Annotated in this window: 21 protein-coding genes and 1 other RNA gene; 18 read left to right on the top strand and 4 right to left on the bottom strand. The window is 66.4% G+C overall.

What is annotated here, in order from left to right; genetic code table 11:
* Nucleotides 1-53: 53 nt before the first annotated feature.
* The 16 genes from ftsE to ACK4SC_RS09315 all read left to right on the top strand — a co-directional run bounded on the left by ftsE (nucleotide 54) and on the right by ACK4SC_RS09315 (nucleotide 17,328).
* Nucleotides 54-788 (top strand): cell division ATP-binding protein FtsE, encoded by a 735-nt coding sequence (gene ftsE / locus ACK4SC_RS09390; RefSeq protein WP_096422510.1) that lies wholly within the window; start codon nucleotides 54-56, stop codon nucleotides 786-788.
* Nucleotides 785-1,699 carry a permease-like cell division protein FtsX gene (gene ftsX / locus ACK4SC_RS09385; protein WP_409617341.1) on the top strand — a complete coding sequence of 305 codons (915 nt, stop codon included), beginning with the start codon at nucleotides 785-787 and terminating at the stop codon, nucleotides 1,697-1,699. Before ftsE ends, ftsX begins: the two co-directional genes overlap by 4 nt.
* Before the next feature lie 133 nt (nucleotides 1,700-1,832).
* Nucleotides 1,833-2,309, top strand: coding sequence for an SsrA-binding protein SmpB (gene smpB / locus ACK4SC_RS09380; protein WP_130284229.1), 477 nt, complete (start codon nucleotides 1,833-1,835; stop codon nucleotides 2,307-2,309).
* A 51-nt stretch (nucleotides 2,310-2,360) separates the two neighbouring features.
* A complete protein-coding gene (locus tag ACK4SC_RS09375; RefSeq protein ID WP_409617339.1) occupies nucleotides 2,361-3,833 on the top strand; it encodes an MFS transporter in 1,473 nt (490 codons plus the stop codon).
* Nucleotides 3,834-4,004: 171 nt separating this feature from the next.
* Nucleotides 4,005-4,375: a transfer-messenger RNA gene (gene ssrA / locus ACK4SC_RS09370) on the top strand.
* 65 nt (nucleotides 4,376-4,440) lie between these two features.
* Nucleotides 4,441-4,812, top strand: coding sequence for a YccF domain-containing protein (locus tag ACK4SC_RS09365; RefSeq protein WP_409617337.1), 372 nt, complete (start codon nucleotides 4,441-4,443; stop codon nucleotides 4,810-4,812).
* A gap of 41 nt (nucleotides 4,813-4,853) precedes the next feature.
* Entirely contained in the window at nucleotides 4,854-5,327 is a 474-nt protein-coding gene (locus ACK4SC_RS09360) for a hypothetical protein (protein ID WP_409617335.1), read from the top strand.
* Nucleotides 5,321-5,542, top strand: coding sequence for a helix-turn-helix transcriptional regulator (locus tag ACK4SC_RS09355; RefSeq protein WP_409617333.1), 222 nt, complete (start codon nucleotides 5,321-5,323; stop codon nucleotides 5,540-5,542). Before ACK4SC_RS09360 ends, ACK4SC_RS09355 begins: the two co-directional genes overlap by 7 nt.
* Nucleotides 5,543-5,566: 24 nt before the next feature.
* Nucleotides 5,567-6,589, top strand: coding sequence for an NAD(P)-dependent alcohol dehydrogenase (locus ACK4SC_RS09350; RefSeq protein ID WP_409617331.1), 1,023 nt, complete (start codon nucleotides 5,567-5,569; stop codon nucleotides 6,587-6,589).
* 307 nt (nucleotides 6,590-6,896) lie between these two features.
* Nucleotides 6,897-7,874 (top strand): phosphate ABC transporter permease subunit PstC, encoded by a 978-nt coding sequence (gene pstC / locus ACK4SC_RS09345; RefSeq protein WP_409617329.1) that lies wholly within the window; start codon nucleotides 6,897-6,899, stop codon nucleotides 7,872-7,874.
* Between the two features lie 121 nt (nucleotides 7,875-7,995).
* Entirely contained in the window at nucleotides 7,996-9,264 is a 1,269-nt protein-coding gene (gene pstA / locus ACK4SC_RS09340; protein ID WP_409617328.1) for a phosphate ABC transporter permease PstA, read from the top strand.
* A complete protein-coding gene (gene pstS / locus ACK4SC_RS09335; RefSeq protein WP_409617326.1) occupies nucleotides 9,261-11,009 on the top strand; it encodes a phosphate ABC transporter substrate-binding protein PstS in 1,749 nt (582 codons plus the stop codon). The genes pstA and pstS overlap by 4 nt, the downstream gene beginning before the upstream one ends.
* A 56-nt stretch (nucleotides 11,010-11,065) precedes the next feature.
* Nucleotides 11,066-13,531 (top strand): hypothetical protein, encoded by a 2,466-nt coding sequence (locus ACK4SC_RS09330; RefSeq protein WP_409617324.1) that lies wholly within the window; start codon nucleotides 11,066-11,068, stop codon nucleotides 13,529-13,531.
* A gap of 77 nt (nucleotides 13,532-13,608) precedes the next feature.
* Nucleotides 13,609-15,426 (top strand): Ig-like domain repeat protein, encoded by a 1,818-nt coding sequence (locus ACK4SC_RS09325; RefSeq protein ID WP_409617322.1) that lies wholly within the window; start codon nucleotides 13,609-13,611, stop codon nucleotides 15,424-15,426.
* A gap of 196 nt (nucleotides 15,427-15,622) precedes the next feature.
* A complete protein-coding gene (locus tag ACK4SC_RS09320) occupies nucleotides 15,623-16,489 on the top strand; it encodes a sortase (RefSeq protein WP_409617321.1) in 867 nt (288 codons plus the stop codon).
* Nucleotides 16,490-16,500: 11 nt separating this feature from the next.
* Nucleotides 16,501-17,328, top strand: a complete 828-nt coding sequence (locus tag ACK4SC_RS09315; RefSeq protein ID WP_409617320.1) for a phosphate ABC transporter ATP-binding protein — start codon at nucleotides 16,501-16,503, stop codon at nucleotides 17,326-17,328.
* 9 nt (nucleotides 17,329-17,337) lie between these two features.
* Here the strand turns inward: ACK4SC_RS09315 and ACK4SC_RS09310 are convergent, their stop codons facing one another.
* The 4 genes from ACK4SC_RS09310 to aroA are packed head-to-tail and all read right to left on the bottom strand — an operon-like array spanning nucleotide 17,338 to nucleotide 21,141.
* Nucleotides 17,338-17,856 (bottom strand): septum formation family protein, encoded by a 519-nt coding sequence (locus ACK4SC_RS09310; RefSeq protein ID WP_409617318.1) that lies wholly within the window; start codon nucleotides 17,854-17,856, stop codon nucleotides 17,338-17,340.
* Nucleotides 17,857-17,869: 13 nt separating this feature from the next.
* A complete protein-coding gene (locus tag ACK4SC_RS09305; RefSeq protein ID WP_409617316.1) occupies nucleotides 17,870-18,691 on the bottom strand; it encodes an inositol monophosphatase family protein in 822 nt (273 codons plus the stop codon).
* Between the two features lie 9 nt (nucleotides 18,692-18,700).
* Nucleotides 18,701-19,756 carry a ribosome small subunit-dependent GTPase A gene (gene rsgA, locus ACK4SC_RS09300; RefSeq protein WP_409617314.1) on the bottom strand — a complete coding sequence of 352 codons (1,056 nt, stop codon included), beginning with the start codon at nucleotides 19,754-19,756 and terminating at the stop codon, nucleotides 18,701-18,703.
* Entirely contained in the window at nucleotides 19,753-21,141 is a 1,389-nt protein-coding gene (gene aroA / locus ACK4SC_RS09295; RefSeq protein ID WP_409617312.1) for a 3-phosphoshikimate 1-carboxyvinyltransferase, read from the bottom strand. The genes rsgA and aroA overlap by 4 nt, the downstream gene beginning before the upstream one ends.
* 30 nt (nucleotides 21,142-21,171) lie before the next feature.
* Here aroA and ACK4SC_RS09290 point away from each other — a divergent pair, with 30 nt between their 5' ends.
* Together ACK4SC_RS09290 and ACK4SC_RS09285 are read left to right on the top strand one after the other, a co-directional pair.
* Nucleotides 21,172-21,843 carry a sigma-70 family RNA polymerase sigma factor gene (locus ACK4SC_RS09290; protein ID WP_130284249.1) on the top strand — a complete coding sequence of 224 codons (672 nt, stop codon included), beginning with the start codon at nucleotides 21,172-21,174 and terminating at the stop codon, nucleotides 21,841-21,843.
* Nucleotides 21,840-22,082, top strand: a complete 243-nt coding sequence (locus tag ACK4SC_RS09285; RefSeq protein WP_096422484.1) for a zf-HC2 domain-containing protein — start codon at nucleotides 21,840-21,842, stop codon at nucleotides 22,080-22,082. The genes ACK4SC_RS09290 and ACK4SC_RS09285 overlap by 4 nt, the downstream gene beginning before the upstream one ends.
* Nucleotides 22,083-22,455: the final 373 nt, after the last annotated feature.

Below are 22,455 nucleotides of genomic sequence, written 5' to 3'. Positions count from 1 at the left end.
GGCGCGCGCGTGGCAACCCCGTGCATCCCGCGCCCCCGCCTACGCTGACCGGCGTGATTCGATTCGATGAGGTCACCAAGGTGTACCGCGGCAACGCGAGGCCGGCGCTCAATGCCGTCGACCTCGAGATTCTCGCCGGCGAGTTCGTCTTCCTCGTGGGCGCGTCCGGCTCGGGTAAGTCGAGCTTCCTGCGCCTCGTGCTGAAGGAAGAGCGCCCCACCTCGGGTCAGATCCACGTGCTCGGGCAAGACCTTGGCCGCATCTCGAGCCGCAAGGTGCCGTACTTCCGCCGCAACCTCGGGGTTGTCTTCCAAGACTTCCGGCTGCTGCCGAACAAGACCGTGTTCGACAACGTCGCCTTCACCCTGCAGGTCATCGGCAAGTCGAAGGGCTTCATTCACGAAGCGGTGCCCGACGCGCTCGCGACCGTCGGCCTCGACGGCAAGGGCGGGCGCTTCCCGCACGAGCTCTCGGGCGGTGAGCAGCAGCGCGTCGCGATCGCCCGCGCCGTCGTCAACAAGCCGTCGATCCTGCTGGCCGACGAGCCGACCGGAAACCTCGACCCCGCAACCTCCGACGGCATCATGACGCTCTTGCAGCGCATCAACGCCAACGGCACGACCGTCGTCATGGCGACCCACGACGTCGGCATCGTCGACCGGCTGCAGCGCCGCGTCGTCGAGCTCGTCGGCGGACGCATCGTGCGCGACGAGCGCGGCGGCAGCTACACCCAGGCCGTGCCGCTCGTGCGCGAGCAGTCGTTCGGCCCCGCGGAGGTCACCCCGTGAGGCTCGGACTCGTTCTCAGCGAGGTCGGGCAGGGGCTTCGCCGCAACCTCTCGATGGTCGTCTCGGTCGTGCTCGTGACCTTCATCTCGCTCACCTTCGTCGGCACGGCGATCCTCCTGCAGTCGCAGATCACCCAGATGAAGACGTATTGGTACGACCGCGCCCAGGTCGCCGTCTACTTCTGCACCGACTTCACGACGGCCGGCAGCTGCGACCAGCAGGCCGCGACCGACGACCAGATCGCCGCCGTCGAGGCACAACTGCAGTCGGCAACTCTCGCACCGTTCATCGACGCCTACTACTTCGAAGACCAAGAGCTCGCGTTCCAGAACTTCCAAGACCAGTTCGCCGGCAACGCGATCGCCTCCCTCGTCACGCCCGAACTCATGACCGAGGCGTTCTGGGTGAACCTCGTCGACCCCGAGCAGAGCCAGATCCTCTCCGACGCGCTCGCGGGTCTCGCCGGGGTCGAGTCGGTGGTCGACCAGCGCAGCTACCTCGACCAGATCTTCGCGATCCTGAACGCCTCGAGCCTCACGGCGGTGGGCATTGCCGCCCTCATGCTCGTCGCGGCCGCACTGCTGATCGCCACGACGATCCGTCTGAGCGCCTTCTCGCGTCGCCGCGAACTCGGCATCATGCGCCTCGTCGGAGCCTCGAACCGCTTCATCCAGACCCCCTTCGTGCTCGAGGGGGTCGTCGCGGCCCTGCTCGGCTCGCTGCTCGCCGGCGGCGCCGTCATCGCGATCGTGCACTTCTTCGTGCAGGGCTATCTGACGCAAACCCTCCCGGGCACGAGCTTCGTCACGGTCGACGACGCCCTGCTGGTCGCCCCCGTCTTGCTCATCGCGGGTGGAGTGCTCGCCGCGATCGCGTCGAACGTCGCGATCAGCCGGTATCTGCGCGTCTGATTCGTGCGCGCCCGTCGCGCACCGAGCATCCGCCCGAAATGGATGCTCGGAGCCGGGCTATGCTGGAGGGCTGCGCGCTGCCCCGCGCGCCCGTGACGGTCACCCGACGCGCTGAGTGGAAAGGAGGGGCGCCATGCCGAAAGAGCAGGGTCAGAAGGTCGTGGCGACCAACCGCAAGGCGCGTCACGACTACACGATCGAGGACACCTTCGAGGCCGGCCTCGTCTTGAGCGGCACCGAGGTGAAGTCGCTGCGTCAAGGGCGCGCGAGCCTCGTCGACGGCTACGGCTTCATCGACGGGGGAGAGGCGTGGCTTGATGCCGTGCACATCCCCGAGTACTCGCAGGGCACCTGGACGAACCACGCCCCGCGCCGCAAGCGCAAGCTTCTTCTGCACAAGCAGCAGATCATCAAGATCAGCCAGAAGACCAAAGAGGGCGGCTACACGCTGATCCCGCTGAGCATCTACTTCAGCGACGGCCGCGCGAAGGTCGAACTGGCGGTCGCGAAGGGCAAGCGCGAGTACGACAAGCGCCAGACGCTGCGCGAGAAGCAGGACAAGCGCGAGGCCGAGCGGGCCATGCGCAGCCGCAACCGCCTCGGCGAGTAGAGGAGCGCGCTCACCGGGCGCACAGCATCCCCCGGTCTATGCTCGACCCTTGTGGCAGACGGCGCGCGCGACGAGGTGACGTACTCCGACCGCACCCGGTGGCAGGCGTTCGCGATCGCCGTCGCGGTCGCGTCGCTCACGATTCTCGACCTATCGAAGGTGAACGTCGGCATTCCGGCGATCGAGCAAGCGCTCGGCGCCGGCCCCACCGAGGTGCAGCTGATCGTCGCCGGCTACGTGCTGGCGTTCGGCGTGGTGCTCGTGCCGGCCGGCCGCTGGGGTGACCTGAACTCGCGGCGACGGATGTTCCTCGCCGGGCTGGTCGTCTTCCTGCTTGCCAGCCTGTTCTGCGCCATCGCGCCGAGCGTCGAAGTACTGATCGGCTCGCGCATCCTGCAGGGCATCTCGGCCGGGCTGCTCATGCCGCAGGTGCTCGGGCTCACCCAGCAGCTCTTCCAGGGCCCGGCGCGCGGGCGCGCGTTCGGCATCTTCGGCGCGGTCATCGGGCTCTCGACCGCCTTCGGGCCGACCCTCGGCGGCCTCTTCGTCAGCCTCGGCAGCGACGACGTCGGCTGGCGCCTCATCTTCTGGATGAACGTACCGCTCGTGCTGCTGCTGTTGCCGTTCGCCTACAAGCTGCTGCCGCGCACCCAGCCCGCTTCCGATGGCCCGGCCGACCTCGACCTCGTCGGCACCGCGCTGCTCGGCGTGGGCGTGCTCGCGCTGATGCTGCCCTTCGTGCTCACGACCGGCAGCCCCGACGACGACCCGGCGCGCTGGTGGTTCCTCGGCGCCTTCGTCGTCATCGCCGCGCTGTTCGTCGCGTGGGAGCGCCGGTACCTCGCGGCCGGCCGCACCGGGATCATCGACTTCACGCTGTTTCGCATCCGCAGCTACCGCAACGCCACCGTGCTGGCGATGGCCTACTTCGCCGCCATGCCGGCAACCTTCCTCACTCTCACGCTGTTCCTGCAGCTCGGGCTTGACCTTCCCGCCGTGTACGCCGGAATGGTCACGATCCCGTTCGCCCTGGCGAGCGCCGTGACCTCCTTCTACTCGGGGAAGGTCGTCGATCGATACGGGCGCCTGATCGTCGTCGTCGGTCTTGTCGGTGTGCTCGCCGGTTTCGGCGGAGCGGTCGCCTCGGCCCTGCTGCTGCCGCCCATCGCCGTGCCGTGGGCGATGGCGGTCGCAATGCTCGTCGCCGGGGCCGGCGGTGGGGCCGTCATCGCCCCCAACCAGACCCTCGCCCTTGCGGAAGTGTCCGTGACCTCGGGCGGCGTCGCCGGCTCGATCGGCCAGGTCGGCCAGCGCGTCGGCACCGCCGTCGGCCTCGCCGCGGCCGTGTCGGCCTTCTACGCGACCGTCTACCGCGAGGAGGGCATGTTCTCGCAGCTGGTCGTCTACCAGGACGCCTACCGCAACGCCGGGGGCGTGATCGTGCTGTTCGTGTCGATCGCGCTCATCGTCGCCGTCGTCGACCTCCGTGCTCGGCGTGCGGGCAGGGTTCCCGACAAGGTCTAGCGCGGCTATACTGAAGGGCTACGCCGCGGATCCCGCGAGCGTGTGAGAACGCCGGTGGCCGGCCCGAACGGCAGCCAACGGCTCACGAAACTCCACAGTGCGTGACAGCGACTCGCTCGCACGAGCATCCATGCTCCATTCGGACGATGGGATGCACGATGCGAGCCCCACGGGGATGATCGGTTTCGACACTGCCTGCGAAACTGTGAGAAGCGGGTCGAGGATGCAGGGTTGTCTCGTAAACGCTCCCTGTAACCAATAGGTGCCAATGCTAAGCGCACCGACTTCGCTCTCGCCGCCTAAGGCAGAGTAGATAGTCCGTCAGCCCGGGTTCGCCTCCGCCCCGGTCGCTGGCGTCAGTGAGGAGGCTTGCTGTGTGGTTGCGTCTCAGGGCCACACGGGACTTTTACTGAGGCTGGGCCCGTCGACCTAGGGGTCTGCAACAAAGGTCGGGGCCGAGCAGAACGTCTCAGCAGACTACGCCCGTAGAAGGCTCAGGCTCACAGCAGTGGACGGGGGTTCGATTCCCCCCATCTCCACGAGTAGCCGCTGTCACGCACTGTCGGAGGGTTGAAGCCGTGTCGTGGCGTCCTGCCAGACTGGGGCCATGCGGTTCATCCTCAACGTGATCTGGCTGATTCTGTCGGGCCTGTGGCTGTTCCTCGGTTACGCGTTGGCGGCCCTGATCATGGTCGTGCTCATCGTCACGATTCCGTGGGGCATCGCCGCGTGGCGCATCGGCGTGTATTCGCTGTGGCCGTTCGGCAAGACCGTGGTCGATCGACCCACCGCCGGGGTGGGGTCCGCGCTCGGCAACATCGTGTGGGTGGTCCTCGCCGGCTGGTGGCTCGCGATCGGGCACATCCTGTCGGCTCTTGCCCTCGCGATCACGATCATCGGCATCCCGTTCGCGTGGGCGAACCTGAAGATGGTGCCCGTCGCGTTGCTGCCGCTCGGCAAGCAGATCGTCGACATGTAAAAAATTATTGACACGCATGCTGCGCGTGCCCTACCGTTCGGGTGTCAAGAATTCTTGACACCCGAACGATCGAGGGGATGCTCGCGATGAGCTTCGAACACCGCGGCGCGTGGATTCAACTGGCCGTCACCATCGGCGCCTACGCCACCTACCTGACGCTGCTCGTTCGCCGCGCAGACGGCGCTCCGCTCAGCGAAACCCCCTATGGCGACCTGATCGCGTGGATGATCGGCGGGTCGATCGTCATCGGAATAGTGCTGACGATCATCGTCGGAATGTTCGGCGGCGAGCGTGCGCGGCGAACCGATATGCGCGACCGCGCCATCAACCGGCTCTCCGATCAGGTCGGCGCATCCTTCATCATCATCGGCGCAGTCGCCGCGATGATTCTCGCCATCCTCGAGGTCGAGCACTTCTGGATCGCCAACGCGATCCTCGTCGGCTTCGTCGCCTCAGGCATCCTGTCGTCGATCGCGCGCATCGTCATGCACCGCACGGGGGTGCCGTCGTGGTGAAGCCGACGCGTGTCACCAACCGCATTCGCGACCTGCGCGACGAGCACGGTGGCATGACCCAGGGCCAGCTCGCCGACGCGCTCGGCGTCACCAGGCAGACGGTTAACGCGATCGAACAGGGCAAGTATTCGCCTTCTCTCGAAGTCGCCTTCCAGATCGCCCGCGTCTTCGGGGTCGGCCTCGACGACATCTTCCGCTACCCCGACGGCGCGTGAGCGCCCACCCCGAAAGGCACCCCGATGACTAGCGCGACCCCGACCGTCCCCCCGATCATCCCGACGACCATGCGCGCGCTCGTGCAGCGCGGGTACGGCACGAGCGATGTGCTCGCCGATGAGATGCGCCCCGTGCCGACACCGCGGCGTGGTGAGGTTCTCGTGCGCGTCGAGGCCATGAGCCCCGATGCGGGCACGATCCACCTCCTGGCCGGGCGACCCCTCATGGTGCGCCCCGCCGTCGGCTGGCGAACCCCTCGTCAGCCGGTCCCGGGTCTCGCCCTCGCCGGTCAGGTCGTCGCCATCGGCGAGGAGGTGACGACCATCGCCGTGGGCGACCACGTCGCGGGGTCAGGCGCCGGTGCCCTCGCCGAGTACGCCGTCGCGCCCGCACGGAAGCTCGCGCTCGTGCCCTCGGCGGTCTCGATGACGGATGCGGCGAGCATCCCGATCTCGGCCGTCACCGCCCTGCAGGCGGTGCGCGACGTCGCCCGCGTGGAGGCGGGCCAGCGCGTGCTCGTCGTCGGGGCGGGTGGCGGCGTCGGCGCGTTCGCCGCGCAGTACGCGGCGCTCGCCGGGGCCGACGTGACCGCCGTGGTCAGCGCTCGCAAGTTCGACTTCGTGCGCAGCCTCGGCGTGGAGCGGCTGATCGACTACGCGCGCGAGAGTGATCCATCGCGCTGGGGCACGTTCGACGTCGTGATCGATACCGCCGATGGCCGACCGCTGCACGTGCTGCGGCGGGCGCTCACCCTACCCGGCACGCTCGTCATCGTGGGCGCCGACGGGGTCGGCGGGCCGGTGTTCGAAGGCTTCGACCGGCAGCTGTTTCGGGTTCCGCTCGCCAACGTGGTGGCATCGCAGCGTATTGCGTCGGTCATGCAGAAGGAGACCGGCGACGATGTCGCCCGCGTGCTGGGCCAGTTGGCAGAGGGCAGCATCGCGTCAGCGGTGACGGAGGTGGTGCCGTTCGCAGACGCGCGCCCCGCGCTCGACAGGCTCGCCGCGAAGCAGGTCGCGGGCAAACTCGTGGTGACGCTCGGCTGACGAGATTGTCAGCTCACCACGTTCTCCGCGTGTTCGACGAGCGCCCGATGTTCGGAACTTTCGTCTGGATTTCGTGAACGATTGGTGTTGAGGCGACAACGCCGCTCCCGGCGCGACGACCCCCGCTTGGGGGTAGAACGCGGTTTCGCTGTCGTGTCATTCATTGACTTGACACCAACTGGCCGTTGATTAGTCGCCAACTCGGTTCCCGCCGTTTACCCCATTCACCCCATTTCGAAATCCATCAGCCTCAGATTTAGCTCGCTCAGTACCGCTGAGCATCCCCTGAAATCCCTGAGGATGTGCCGTGACCGCTGTGCAACCGAGGGCCGTGGTGACCCGCCGCGGTCCTGCCGACGTCGTCTTTCGTGGCACGGCCGTCGCAGCTGGTAGCGCGGTCCTCGTGATCATGCTCTTGGTCGGGGGTTTCCTCCTTGCGCGGGCCTCCCAGGCGCTGGAGGTCGCAGGCTGGAGCTTTCTGACCGAACAGGCGTGGGAGCCGGACGGTGGGCGATTCGGGATCGCCGCCGTGCTGGTCGGAACCGTATTGATCGCCCTCGTCGCAATCTTCTTCGCCGTTCCGCTCTCTGTCGGCATGGCGTTGTACATCACGCAGTACGCGCCGATCCGCATTCGTCGCCCACTCGTGACGATGGTGGACCTGATGGCGGCAGTCCCGAGCGTCGTGTTCGGACTGTGGGGCTTTTTCTTTCTTCAGGGGGCCATCGTTCCGGTCGCACGGTGGATCTCGACAAATTTTGGCTGGGTTCCGTTCCTGAACGTGCAGTCGGCTGACGCGGGTGATCCCCTGGCGACGACAACCGTCTACACCTCATCGACCTTCATCGCCGGAATCGTCGTCGCGCTGATGATCACGCCGATCGTGACGTCCATCATGCGCGAGGTGTTCGACCAAGCACCGGTCGGCGAGCGGGAGGGGGCACTCGCACTTGGCGCGACACGATGGGCCATGATCCGCTCTGTCGTGCTGCCTTTCGGCGCGGGGGGAATGATCGGCGGCACCATGTTGGGACTCGGACGAGCCCTCGGGGAGACCATCGCCGTCTACATGATCATCTCGCCCGTGTTCGTTATTCAGCCGCGCATCCTCGAAAACGGCGCAAGTTCTGTCTCCTCATTGATCGCGCTTCGCTACGGCGAAGCAACGGAATTTGGAATGTCGGCACTGATGGCGGCGGGACTTGCGCTCTTCCTCATGACGCTGGTCGTGAACTTTGCCGCCTCGACAATCGTGGCGCGATCGCGTTCCGGGGCGAGCAGCTGAGGCACCGATGACAATCATTGAACGTCCAGTTCCGTCTGATGACGCCTCAACGACGCAGACTGAGCCCCCCGCAGCACCAACTGATTCCTCCTTCGACGCCATCATCCGCGGCATAGACGAGGTGCCTGTCGTTGAACGTCGGCGACAGACCCACGGGCTTCGCGTTCTCGACCTCTTGTCGATGATCGGGGCGATCATTGCGTCTCTCGCCTTCACAACGCTCCTGACCACCCAGTGGGCCCCGATCAACGGTCCGCTGCCCTTCTTCCTCATCGCCTACGTCGCCTTCGTCGTCTTCTACACCGTGCTCGTGTCGCTTGACGAACGCAGTCCAGCCGTCCTTGACCGCATCGTTGCGGTGGCCATCCACTCGCTGGCGGCAACGGTGGTTATCGCACTCATTTTTGTCGTCGGCTTCACCGCCATCCGTGGTGCCGAGGCGCTGCCGTACCTCAGCTTCTTCACGGAGGACATGTCGCTGGCAGGTCCGTTGGACCCGCTCAGCGAGGGTGGAGTGCTCCATGCGATCGCCGGCAGCCTCATTCAGATCTCGATTGCGCTCGCGGTGACGATTCCGCTCGGCGTGCTAACCGCGCTATTCCTCACAGAGGTGCCCGGCAAATACGCGCGCTTCGTGCGAACGATTGTCGAAGCCATGACCGCGCTGCCCTCGATCGTGGCTGGCCTGTTTATCTTCGCCACGTTCATCCTTGTTTTCGGGCTTCAGAAGTCGGGAATGGCTGCGGCTCTCGCCATTTCCGTCATGATGCTTCCCATCATGATCCGCGCTGCGGACGTGGTGTTCCGACTCGTGCCGCACACGTTGAGAGAAGCATCCATCGGTCTCGGCGCAGGGCAGTGGCGCACCGTATGGCATGTCGTGTTGCCTACCAGTCGATCGGGCCTCACGACCGCGATTATCCTGGCCACCGCACGGGGAATCGGCGAGACGTCTCCCGTCTTGCTCACGAGTGGCTTCACAGCTGCCCTCAACACCGATCCGCTTAACGGCCCGATGGTGTCTTTGCCGCTGGCGGTCTTCCAGTTCGTCAAGTCGCCCGAGCCGAACATGATCGCGCGTGGCTTCGGAACGGCTGTCGTGCTGCTCATGCTCGTGTTGATCCTGTTTGTGATTGCGCGCATCATCGGCGGGCAAACCGTCGCCAAGCGGGACGCCCGCCGCCGCCGTGTCGCACGAATTCTCGCGCCGATTGCGCCCGTGGCACGACGCACAGTGCGCCTCGTGCGTGTGGCGGCACACCGCGTACTGATCGCCGTCGGGTACCGCCTCGCTGTCGTCGTCGACGACGTCCGTTCTCGACGCACCGCGCGCGCGGCGACGAGGACAGTCCCCGGCTCCACTCGCAACAGTCAGAAAGAACCCTCGTGATTGCTCGTTTCGCTCGCCCGCAGAGGGTGACGCGCGTCTTGTTCGCTGCGCTCGTACTCGCCCTATTCGCGCCGGTCGGTTTGCCCGCTACGACGGGGCCCGTCGAGGCCGCGCGAGCCAACGACTATGTGCCGATCTCAGGGGGCGGGTCCAGCTGGAGCGCCAACGCAGTTGATCAGTGGCGACGCAACGTGCAACAGTTCGGTCTTCGCGTGAATTATGCGAGCACGGGCTCGGTCGACGGCCGTAACCAATTCAAAGCGGGCACTGTCGACTACGCGGTCTCAGAGACGCCATATGGTCTGACCGACAATGGTGTACTCGACGCGTTGCCGAGCCGCCCTTTCGCCTACATGCCGATCGTCGCGGGCGGTACCGCCTTCATGTACAACCTGCGTGCGGGTGGCCAGCCGATTACCAATCTGCGATTGTCCGGCGATACCGTTTCGAAAATCTTCACCGGGGTCATCACGACCTGGGATGACCCGGCGATCGCGGCCGACAACCCGGGACTGGCACTCCCTGCCAGGCGCATCGTTCCCGTAGTGCGTTCTGACGGCTCCGGGTCAACCGCCCAATTCACCGGCTGGATGGCTGCACAGCACCGGTCGATCTGGGACGCGTACTGCAAGAAGGTGGGACGCTCCACGCCCTGCGGGCAAACCTCGAACTACCCCACGTTGGCCGGTGCAGGATTTGTTGCGCAACCCAACTCGCAGGGTGTCTCGGGTTACGTCGCACAGCGCGCCAACGAGGGAACCATCACCTACGTCGAGTACTCGTACGCCTTAAAGACGGGATACCCGGTCGCAAAGGTCCTTAATAAGGCGGGCTACTACGTCGAGCCCACGGCCTCCAACGTTGCGGTCGGCCTCCTGGGCGCGACAATCAACCAGGATCGGAACTCACCCGCCTACCTGACGCAAAACCTCAGCGGAGTGTATAACAACGCCGACAAGCGCGCGTATCCGCTGTCGTCGTACTCCTACATGATCGTGCCCACCGCCACCTCGGGGAGCTTCACGGACGACCGGGGTCGTTCATTAGCCGCCTTTGCAAATTATGTTCTCTGCGAAGGGCAACAGCAGGCGGAGGTTCTGGGGTATTCGCCTCTGCCCATCAACCTAGCCAAAGCGGGTCTCGACCAGGTACGCCGCATTCCCGGAGCGGACACCAAGTCGATCGATATCAAAAAGTGCAACAACCCCACGTTCTCATCCGATGGAACGAACACCCTCGCTGCTCGCGCGCCCCAACCAAGCGAGTGCGACAAGAAGGGAGTTACTCAGTGTTCTGACGGCACCGGCGGCGCCAAAGAGACAGACACGCCGCCGGCCGCGGGCGGTTCCGCTTCTGGAGGAGCGGCTGGAGGAGGCTCGACGTCCGGGGGGTCGGAGGCCGACGGTTCGGGCGGTGGTGACGGTTCAGGGGACAGCGGCGACGCTGGATCTGGAGACGACGGGACGAGCGAAGGCGACCCGTTTACCGAGACCCCCGGTGAAAGTGGGTTCACCGGGGGTATTGGTGCCGGCGGCGGAACAGGTGTGACCGTCGGCGGTCCGGTCGCCTGCGACGACGACACGGGACAATGTTCATCCATCCGTGCAATCCCTGTTTCGGCCCCGTCAGCGGACGGCTGGGAACCGATCGATTGGGCTGTGCTCGCGGTCGCACTCGTCGCCATCCTTGCTGTGGTGGTGCCCCCGCTGCTCGTTACCGGTGCCGCACGTGGGGGTCGGCGATGAGCGCGAGGCGAACTCAGCGCGAGTTGCGCCCCTGGGTCCGCAGGCCGGGCTGGGCGGTGGTTCTCGTCACCCTGCTTGCGGCCGACCTCGGATTGGGTCTCCACTTCACGGCGCTCGCTGCTCAGGCAGCCTCAGCCGGTCAAACTGCAAGCGCCGTGACGGTGCGATGGTCCGACTCGGAACGTAATACCGACATCCCGGGAAGTGACGCGTTCGCAAACTTTACGGTGACCGTGAATCAGACAGTCGACCTCGTGAGTCAGGGAGTCGAGGTTCGATGGAGCGGACTCCGCGAAACGAACCCGTCGGAGTTCGGGCGCGACTACGTGCAGATCATGCAGTGCTGGAGCCCCAAGGGTTCGCCGGTCCGACCCGAGACGTGTCAGTTCGGCGCACCGAGCAGCACCTTCGCGGGGCTGATGGGAGTCAACGCCGCCAATCGCTCGCTGATCGAGGGAGAAGACCCCGAGCAGGTGTACGGACCGGATCAGCTCATCCCGCCGCCCCGGAGCAATCCCAACCTGCGCGCCTTCGGCATCCCTTTCATCTCCGCCCGCGGTGGTCAAAGCTTCACCGTTGCCGACTATTTCACCTCGGCGACTACGAACGAAGTCTCGGCGGCCCGCACCGGCGCCGACGGCACGGGTTCCGCAATCATCGAGCTGCAGACGTCACTGGAAGCACCGCACCTCGGGTGTGGCGCCCCGCTTGCCGTTGGCTCTGCAGAGCTCGCCAGGGACTGCTGGCTCGTCGTCGTGCCTCGTGGCGACCTGAATCTTGACGGATCATCCTTCACTCGTGATCCGGGGTCGCGCATCACGGGATCTCCGCTCAGTGCGAGTGCCTGGGCTCAGCGAGTCGAGATCCCCCTGGTATTCGAGCCAGTGGGTCTGTCGTGCGCGCTCGGGCAGGCCGAACGCCGAACGGTGGGCACTGAACTGGTCGCCGAGGCGATGACCTCCTGGCAAAACGCGCTGTGCGCCGCGGGCACGACCTACGGGTACTCGCAGATCGGGGATGAGGAGGCGAGGCGCCAGCTGCTCAGCACGACACCGGGAGCTGCGGGGCTCGCGTTTGTGGGCGAACCCATTTCACCATCGCAACTCACCGAGGGGACAACTGTGTTGTACGCGCCGGTGGCGGTCAGCGCTCTGACGGTTGGCTTCACGATCGACTACTTCGTGGCGACAAACTCTCCGGTCGGCCCGCGCAACGGGACGTTGCTTGCGGATATCGTCCTCAATCAGCGTTTGGTTGCGAAGTTGCTAACGCAGAGTTATCGAGCCGATGTGCCGAACGGCAATGCAGTGCCCGCCGTCGCGCAGAACCCGCGTAGCCTCCGTCACGATCCGGAATTCATAGCGCTCAACCCAGAGTTCCAATTCTTCAGCCAGCAGGCCGAGCCGGAAGGCCTCATGGTAGCCCTGGGTAGTTCGGATGCGAACAAAGCTCTGTGGAGCTGGGTTCTCAGCGATCCGGATGCGCGAGCGTTTCTTGACGGCACCCCCGACCCGTGGGGGGCACGGGTGAACCCCTATTACTTCGATCTCGATCTTGACGCTGACCCTGTAGACACGTTCCCCAAGGCCGACCTCACCACCTACCGGCAGTTTCCGTCTATTCCGGAACCCGGGTACGGAACGCTGAACATGCGCCCGTACATGAACGACATGCTTGAGGGGGCGCTTCGCACGAGGCGAGCCGATGCCGGCGCACGAGTCGTGTGGGATGACACGCGGGTACCCCCGTCGTTTGTTTCCGGCGGGCCGCAAATTCCTGGGCGACGCTTCGCGATGTCCATCGTCGACACGCCGAGCGCTTCCCGGTACGCCGTAGGCACAGCACGACTTGTCAATGCTGCCGGCGAAGCACTCGGACCTAATCAGGATGCGCTTCTGTCGGCTTTGAACGGGATGACCGCTGGAGCACAGCCGGGCACCCTCGCTAACTCGGCGGATCGAAAGGTGAAGGGGGCGTACCCGCTTACCCTGCCGACGTACGCTGCCGTGAATCTCTGCTCTACCGATCTGGATGCGCTTGCTGATTACGCAAACCTGATCGAATTCGCGGTAGGTCCCGGACAGCGGCCGGGCGAGGCGCGTGGCTCCTTGCCCGCTGGGTACCTCCCCCTGCCATCCGCTCTCGTGGAGCAGGCGCTCGAGACGGTAGCCGCGATTCGGGCCGAGGTGACGAAGCCGGAGTGCAAGGAGCATCAGCCGCCGGCGGAGGAGCCGACACCGACGCCCACGCCGACGCCTGACGATCTGGGCGGCGATTTCGGCGAGGACTTCACCGACCCTGATATCGACTTTGGTGGATTCGTTCCGGATGAAACATCAGCCGATGAGGACGCAACGCCGACACCCGTGACTCCGAGTCCGCCCTCGGACGTCGAGGCCGTGCTCACTGGTACCGCTGGATGGTCTGCCGCACAATACGGCATCGCGGGCGCGGCACTATTTGGCCTGCCATGCATCCTGTCCGGTCCGATTTTGCTCCGGCGCGGAGCGTTGGCGCTGTGACGCGCCAGCTAAAGATGTGGTCCGTGATCCACCCACCCCGGGTGGCGGATCCGCTGTTTCCAGAAAGGGGAACAATCATGAAGGCACAGTCCTTCGCCAAGCTCGCCGCAGGGCTTGGTGTCGGCGCGCTCCTGGTGGGCGCTGCCGTAACCCCGGCAAATGCTGACCCGGCCGACGGCCGGTACGGCATTCTCGTCGGCGTGGGATCGGACACGACCCAGTTCGTTTCCGACGGTCTCGGGAAGTCGCTCGGAACCGTGGGTGGATTCGATCGACTCGCCTCCTACGACGCGCTTGGCGATCGCAAGATCCAGACGCGTCCGGGTGGCCCGTTGATCGATCGCCCGAATGGCTCCGGCAATGGCGTCAACGTTCTGCGCGTGGCCCTCGGTCAGACGCCGCAGACCTCTCTTACGGTGACGCAGTCGGGCTCTCCGGTCACGTACTCGTGGGATACCGCGAGCACCGCCGGGCAGGTCGACTGGGCGCGTTCGTCGTCGAACTCGCCGGCAGCGGAGCGGACCGCGAGTGGTGTTCTCGCGTGGGTTCCTTTCGCGATTGATGCGGTCACGTACGCGACGTCACCAGACTCTGTCATTCCCGACCTCGCGAAGGGTTCCTCGGCAGACACAGTCGACTCGAACGGTGTCGGCACTGCGTCGCTGTACAGCATCTACAACGGGCTCGTGACGCGCGTCGTTCTCGATTCGAATGGCGACTACTCGAAGGTCGTGAACGACAGCTACCAGCTCGTCGGAGGCGAGACGGCTGTCCCGATCAATGCCTACATTCCGCAGGCGGGTTCGGGCACCCGATCGTTCTGGATAGGTCAGGTAGGAATCACTGAAGCCGCGATCAGCGCTGGAACCACCGCTGCTAAGGATCTGTACCCCAACCCTGGCGGCGGCGAGCCGCTGCTGGTGCAGGAACACGATGGCGCCGCCACCGTCGGAGACCCGGGCGCTCTTGTGGCCTTCTCAATTGCTCAGTGGATCACGCAGGGCAACGATGTCGATGGTGTTCCGGATCGTCGCTTCAATTCGGAGCTTCGGGCCGTGAACGGGCAAAACCCAGTTCTCGGCGCCGAGGGAAGCTACATCCTCGACCCGTCGTGGAACGTCATCACGCGCAACGTGTACCACGTCGTTCCGAGTGCCGAGGTCGACAACCCCCGCTCGCTCACGAACTGGATGTTCGCCGGAACACGCTCGCTGGTGTGCTCGCAGCCGGACGTCATCCAGCGATACGGCTTCGGCCTGCTGACGGCCACGACGGGACCGAACTCGTGCGGTGACACCTCAAACCGCGCGTTCACGCTCGCCTCAAGCTCGGTGAGCCTGTCGGCGAGCACCACCGCGCCGCGGTACGGCTCGAGCTTCACCGTGACCGCCTCGACGCTGTCGAACGGCAACCAGGGTGGCGTCGTCGAGTTCTACAACGGGGCGACGAAGCTCGGCGAGCGTTCGGTTGCAGCGGGTGCGACCAACGCCACGTGGACGATCAATACCAAGTCGTCGACGACTCCCGCGACGTACAACCTTCGCGCTGTGTTCGTTCCGCGACTCGCTGGCGTTGACTCGTCGGAGTCGTCGAGCGTCGTCGTTCGAACGGCCAAGGCTGTGGCGACGGTCAAGGCGACTGCCGCGACGGTGCGCACCACGGTGAGCCCCAAGGTGGCTGTCACTGTGACGGTTCCGAACAGTGTCGCAGCAACGGGCAAGGTAACGATCAAGAACGGGTCGAAGACTCTCGGAACTGGAACGCTGAAGAGCGGCAAGGTGACGGTTACCCTGCCGAAGCTCAAGCCGGGGACCTACACCCTGTCAGTCGCCTACGGAGGCTCGGCCACAGTCGCGGCCAAGTCGACCACTGTCAAGCTGACGGTTACCAAGTAGCGAGACGAGTTTTGTGACACTCGATCAATCTCGCCGCAGTGCCGCCCTGGAAACCTCCAGGGCGGCACTGCGCCGCGCAATGAGGGCAACGCGGCGCGGCGCACTTGCGGGCGGACGCACTGCAAAGCGCGGCGTCGCAACGCTCAGCACTCGCTTGGCCGACAGCTACGAACCCGCACGCCCTGAACTGAATCGCATGATCGCGAAGCCCTCCGGGCCGCGTCGAGCGCTCGCTCTCGGAGCCGCGCTGACGATCGCCGGCGTCATCCTCGTTGGCTTCGCGACTCAGATGATCTTCCTGTCGTCGTTTAAACACGAGCGCGATCAGGAATCGCTGTATGGAGACTTTCGATACCAACTTGCTGACGCAACAGCGCCCGTGGCTCAGATCGACGATGACGGCAACCTCACGCCACTCGGGACCCCGGTCGCCCTCCTGTCGGTTCCGAAGCTCGGAATCTCAGAGGTGGTGCTTGAGGGGTCGACGTCCACCGTGACGATCTCTGGCCCGGGGCACCGTCGGGACACCGCGCTTCCTGGACAGCGCGGTGTCAGCGTGATCATGGGGCGCTCCGGGGCATACGGAGCCCCGTTCGCGGGAATTGAGTTACTCGCTGCCGGAGACATGATCGAGGTCATGACCGGGCAGGGAGAGTTCACCTACGAAGTTGTGGGGGTTCGCCGCGAGGGCGACCCGCAACCGCCCGACCTCGGCGAGTTTGGCGGGCGACTTACTCTCGTGACCGCCGACGGTCCGCGGTTCCTGCCGACTGGGGTGCTTCGCGTCGACGCAGAACTGCGCACCGAGGCGGCACCGACACCCGCTCCCGTGCTACGTATCGGCTCTCTCGGGCCGGAGGAGGCTGCGATGGGCGGCGATCCGTCCGCATGGCTCCCCGTGTTGTTGCTCGCCCAATTCGGTCTCGTCGTCGTCGTTGTCACGATCGTTGCAATGCGACGGTGGGGCCGGTGGCACTCCTGGATCGTCACCCTCCCCGTTGCCCTGTGGATCGGGTCCGCACTGTCCGAGCAGGTCAGCATCCTGCTACCCAACCTCCTCTAAAGGATCCCCTCATGACCATCGACGCCTCAATCAATGCACCCCTCGCCGCACCCGCGAGCGGCGGGCTCGCCACTCTTATAGCGCACGACATCAGCGCCTGGTTCGGCGACCACAAAGTACTTGACCGCGTCTCGTTGCGCATGGAGGCGGGCGAAGTCACCGCGCTCATTGGTCCATCCGGATGCGGCAAGTCCACCTTCCTGCGCATCCTGAATCGGATGCACGAGTTGGTTCCCGGCGCCACGCTCGCTGGCGAGGTTCTGGTCGACGGGCAGGACATCTACGACGCCGGTCTGCGCACGACCGACGCCCGTCGCGCGATAGGCATGGTGTTCCAAAAGCCGAATCCGTTCCCGGCGATGAGCATCCACGACAATGTCCTCGCCGGACTCACGCTGACGGGACAGAAAGCAAGCAAGCAGGAAAAGGCTGATCTTGTGGAGGAGTGCTTGACGAAGGCGGGGTTATGGAAGGAGGTCAAGGATCGTCTCGGCGCGCCAGGCGGCGGCTTGTCCGGAGGTCAGCAGCAGCGTCTGTGTATCGCGCGTTCGCTCGCCGTCAAGCCCCGCGTCTTGCTCATGGACGAGCCGTGCTCCGCGCTCGACCCCACCTCCACTCGGAGAATCGAGCAGACGATCATGGAACTGAAGCGCGACGTCACCATCGTGATCGTGACACACAACATGCAGCAGGCGCAGCGGGTGAGTGACCAGTGTGCGTTCTTCCTTGCCGAGGCAGGAACGCCCGGCACGATCGTCGAGCACGGCCTAACCGACAAAGTGTTTTCTACCCCTGAAGACGAACGGACTGCAGACTACGTCAACGGTCGCTTTGGGTGATTCGCGTCGTTATCGCTCTATTCCGGCCAGCGAGCCCGTGAGCTTCTGGCCCGCCGGGTCGTAGATCACGCAGAGAATCTCGCGGTCGCCGTTCGCCCAGCTGCCTTCCGTCGGGAAGTAGTAGCTGAAGTCGTAGATCGAGTCGAGGTAGGGGATACCGACGAACTCTTCGAAGCGCTCGAAGCAGGCGTCGTCGGCCTCGGCGATCACGGCGTCGTTCCCGGGAAACGCGTCGCCCGTCATGATGATCGACGCGTAGACCTCGCTGTCGTGCGGCTCGCTGCACGGCACGAGGGGAACCTCGGTGACCTCGTCACCGGCGGAGGCGTCGTTCAGGCAGTCGCCGACCCGGATGCTGAAGACATCGGCGCTGTCGTTTTGTTCGACGACCTGGCCGTCGTCGCCGCGGGGCGTCGAGTCGCCGCCGAACGTGGATCCCAGAAGCGAGCATCCGGCCAGGCTGACCGCGGCGGCAGCAGCGACGGCGAGTAGCGATAGGCGGCGGGCGAAGAGGCGAGGGCGGGTCACACGGCGAGCATAGTCAGCGATTTCTGACGATGTCGAGCACGGTGTCGTGCAGCACACCGTTGGTGGCGAGCGCGCTGCCGTGCCACGGGCCTTCCTCGCCGTCGACCGAGGTAAACCGGCCACCCGCCTCCTCGATGATGGGCTGCAGCGCCGCCATATCGTATGGCTGCAGGTCGAACTCCCCGGCCGCGTCGAGCGAGCCCTCGGCGACGAGCATGTACGACCACATGTCGCCGATGGCGCGGGCCCGCCACGCGCTCCGGGCGAGCGCGATGGCCTGGTCGAGGCGCCCCGCATCGGCCCAGCCGGGCAGGCTGTTGTACGACACCACCGCGTCGGCGAGCGTCGAGACGCCGCTGACCCGCAGTCGGGCCGGTTCGGCACCCGCGAGTGCTCCGGTGCGGGTCATCCATGCCCCCAGGCCCGTCGCGCCCCACCATCGACGCTCGAGCGCGGGGGAGCTGACCACGCCGACGACGGGGCGACCGTCGACAGCGAGCGCGATGAGGGTGCCCCAGATCGGCACGCCGCGCAAAAAGTTCGCGGTGCCGTCGATCGGGTCGATGATCCACTGACGCCCGGCGACCTCCGTGCGATCCGCCGCCGCCGTGAACTCTTCGCCAAAGATCGCGTCGTGGGGGCGCTCGGCGACAAGGCCCGCACGAATCGTCTCTTCGACCGCGCGGTCGGCGTCGGTGACGGGGGTGCGGTCAGGCTTCGTCGTCACCTCCAGGTCGAGCGATTGAAAGCGCGCGAGCGACACCTCGTCGGCGGCGGCGGCAAGCCTGAGGGCCAGGGCGAGGTCGTCGGCGTGGGTCGAGGCGCTGTCGGTCACAGACCGAATCTAGTAGTCCTTCGGCCGCATCAGGGTGGCGAGCAGCCGCTGCAGTGAGTCGAGCCGCGCGGCGCCCGCCTCGCCAAGCTCACCGGCCTGGACCGCCTCGACGAGAGCGCAGTCGGGGCTATCAGGGAGGTGCGTGCACCCCCGCGGACAGCGTTCCGCCACGGCGGCGAGGTCGGCAAAGCCCGTCAGGATGTTCGCCGGGTCGACGTGGCCAAGCCCAAACGAACGCACCCCGGGGGTGTCGATGATCCAGCCGTCACCGTCGGGCAGCCGCAGCGACACGGTCGAACTCGACGTGTGACGCCCGCGGCCCGTGACCGCGTTGACGATGCCGGTCGCGCGCCCCGCGCCCGGCACGAGCGCGTTAACGAGCGTCGACTTGCCGACCCCGGAGTGTCCGACAGCGACGGTGGTGCGGCCGTGCAGCAGTGCGCGCAGCCGATCGAGCGGCGGGTCGGATGCGGCGCTCGTCACGATCTCGACCCCCAGCGCGCTGAGCGGCGCGATCAGCTCGGCAGGATCGCGGAGATCGGTCTTCGTCACGACGACGAGCGGGGTGACGCCGGCGTCATAGGCGGCGACAAGGTAGCGGTCGATGAGGCGGGGGCGGGGCTCGGGGTCGGCGGCGGCCACCACGACCATGAGCTGGTCGGCGTTCGCGACGATCACCCGCTCGACGGCGTCGGTGTCATCAGCGCTGCGCCGCAGCAAGGTGCGCCGCTCGTGCACGCGCACGATGCGTCCGAGGCTCCCCTCGGCGCCGCTGACGTCGCCCACCACGTCGACCCGGTCGCCTGTGACGATCGCGGTGCGACGCAGCTCGCGCGCGCGGGTGCTCAGGACCTCCCGCTCGGAGTCGGTGCCCTCGTCGATCAGGGTGAGATAGCGGCCGCGGTCAACCGTGACCACCCGGCCCACCACGGCGTTGTCGTGCGCCGGACGCTGTTTCGTGCGGGGTCGGTTTGCCTTCGGATTCGGCCGCTCGCGCACCGCGCTCTCGTCGTAGTCGCCCCAGGGCTCGTCGTCATCGTCGTCGACGGGAGGCAGCCAACTCATGCGAGCATGCCCTGCCACAGTTCGGGGAACTCGGGCAGTGTCTTCGCCGTGGTCGTAATGTCGTCGACCTCGACGCCCTCGACGACCAGCCCGATCATCGCGCCCGCCGTGGCCATCCGGTGGTCCTCGTACGCGCGCCACGGGCCACCTGAGAGGGTGGCGGGTTCGACGGCGAGGCCGTCCTCGAGTTCGCGAATCGCGCCTCCGAGGGCCGTGATCTCGGCGGTGAGCGCCGCGAGCCGGTCGGTCTCGTGGCCGCGAAGGTGCCCGATGCCGGTGATGGTGCTGGGACCCGCGGCGAGCGCGGCGAGCGCGACGAGGGCCGGGGCAAGTTCGCCCCCGGTCGACAGGTCGAGGGTGACGCCGCTGATCGCGCGGCCACCACGCAGACCTTCCCCGCCGTCGACGGTGACAGCGCCGTCGGCGTCGTGACGCACGGTGGCGCCGAAGTGTGGCAGCAGGTGGGTGAGGTCCGCGCCGACCTGCGTCGTGCGTGCAGGCCAGCCGTCGACTGTCACGGTGCCGCCGGCGATGAGGGCGGCGCCGAGGAACGGTGCGGCATTCGAGAGGTCGGGCTCGATGGTGACATCGAGTCCGGCGATCGGGGCGGGCTCGACCACCCACACGCCCGGCTCGGGACTGTCGACGCGCACACCACGGTCGGCCAAGCACTGCACCGTCATCTCGATGTGCGGCATCGACGGTAAGTGTTCGCCCGTGTGGCGCAGCACAATGCCCTCCTCGAAGCGGGGGGCGGCAAGCAGCAGGCCGCTGACGAACTGGCTCGACGCGCTCGCGTCGATCGCGAGCTCGCCGCCGCGAATCGCCCCGCGACCCCAGAGACTGAAGGGCAGCGTGCCGCGACCGTCATCGTTGACGTCGACACCGAGCGCTCGCAGGGCCTCGATCGTCGTGCGCATGGGGCGCCGACGCGCCGACTCGTCGCCGTCGAACGCGACGGGGCCGAGCGCCAGGGCGGCCAGGGGAGGCACGAAGCGCATCACCGTGCCGGCCAGCCCGCAATCGACCGACACGGATCCCGTGAGCTCGTCGGGCGGAGTGATGAGCAGATCAGGGCCGAAGGCGCCGTCGCCGTCGACCTCCTCGATGTCAACACCGAGCGAGCGCAGTGCCTCGACCATGAGTCGCGTGTCGCGCGAGTGCAGCGGGCGGCGGAGCAGCGACGGCGCGTCGGCCAGCGCCGACAACACCAGCTCGCGGTTGGTGAGCGACTTCGACCCGGGAAGCATGATGCGGGCGTTCAGGGGGTCCGCGGCGGTCGGGGCGAGCCAGCGCGTGTCCGTGGGGCCGCCGGTCGCGGCCTCGGTGCGGTCTTCGTCGCCGTACGGCGAAAAGCGGGGGCCGGAATTATTCGAGACGAGCATCGGTTATCAGGGTAGTCGGCACGCACGGGAATGAAAGGACGGTGCTCGTTGAGCGCGACGCTTGTCACGGATGCCCCGTCAGTACACTGGCGCTCGATGACTGACGAGGCCGAAACCAAGCGAGCACTGTTTCAAGAGCAGGCTCTGCCGTTCATGGACCAGCTCTATGGCGCCGCGATGCGCATGACGAAAAACCCGGCCGACGCCGCCGACCTCGTGCAAGAGACCTTCGTGAAGGCCTTCGCTGCGTTCGCGCAGTTCGAACAGGGCACGAACCTGAAGGCGTGGCTGTACCGCATCCTCACGAACACGTTCATCAACCAGTACCGCAAGAATCAGCGCAACCCCTACCAGGGTGCGCTCGAGGAGTTGGAAGACTGGCAGCTCGGCGGCGCCGAGTCCGCCACGTCGTCCACTGGTCGCTCGGCCGAGGCTGAAGCGATCGACCGGATGCCCGCGAGCGCCGTGAAGGACGCGCTGCAGGAGATCCCCGAAGACTTCCGCCTCGCGGTATATCTCGCCGACGTTGAAGGCTTCGCCTACCAAGAGATCGCCGACATCATGAAAACGCCGGTCGGAACCGTGATGAGTCGCCTCCACCGCGGTCGCCGACAGCTGCGCGAGAAGCTCGCCGACTACGCGAGAGAGCGCGGCTACGCCATCCCCGACTCGACCCCCACCACCACCAGGAGCACGACATGACCGACTGCGGCTGCGACAAAGCCAAGGCCGAGCTCGAGGAGTTCCTGCACAACGAGCTGAGCCCCCAGCAGTGCCAGGACATCCGCGACCACATGGCCGTCTGCGACGACTGCTCGGCTGAGCACCTCGTCGGCCTCACCCTGACCAACAAGGTGAAAGAGGCGTGCCAAGAAAAGGCACCCGACGAGTTGCGCGAGCTCGTCCTCGGAGCGATCTCGAACCTCGACAACCGCGCGTAGCGCGCAGGCGTCGCGCCCCCGGCGCGCTCCGTTGCGCTATCCCGCAGGCGACCGCGTCACCACCCCGTCGCGCCCCCGCTGGCGACCGCGTCACCACCCCGTCGCGCCCCCGCTGGCGACCGCGTCACCACCCCATCACTGTCGTCGAAACAAGGGTTTCCGTCGAGACAAGGCCCGGGAAACCCGTGTCTCGGCCGAAACCCTTGTCTCGCCGACGGTCGTGACGCCCAGGGGCGCACACCCGCGCCCACCGGCACCCAGGGGCGTCCACCGGCGCCCACCGACACCCAGGGGCGCGCCGCGTATAGCGCCCGTCAACGCAAACGGTCCGTGGATGCGCGGCCGAGCATCCACGGACCGATCGCGTTCGCCC

It is taken from the genome of Microcella sp., assembly GCF_046293215.1.
In the GTDB taxonomy this organism is placed as follows: domain Bacteria; phylum Actinomycetota; class Actinomycetes; order Actinomycetales; family Microbacteriaceae; genus Microcella.
This window is presented reverse-complemented; position numbering and strand designations above follow the sequence as displayed.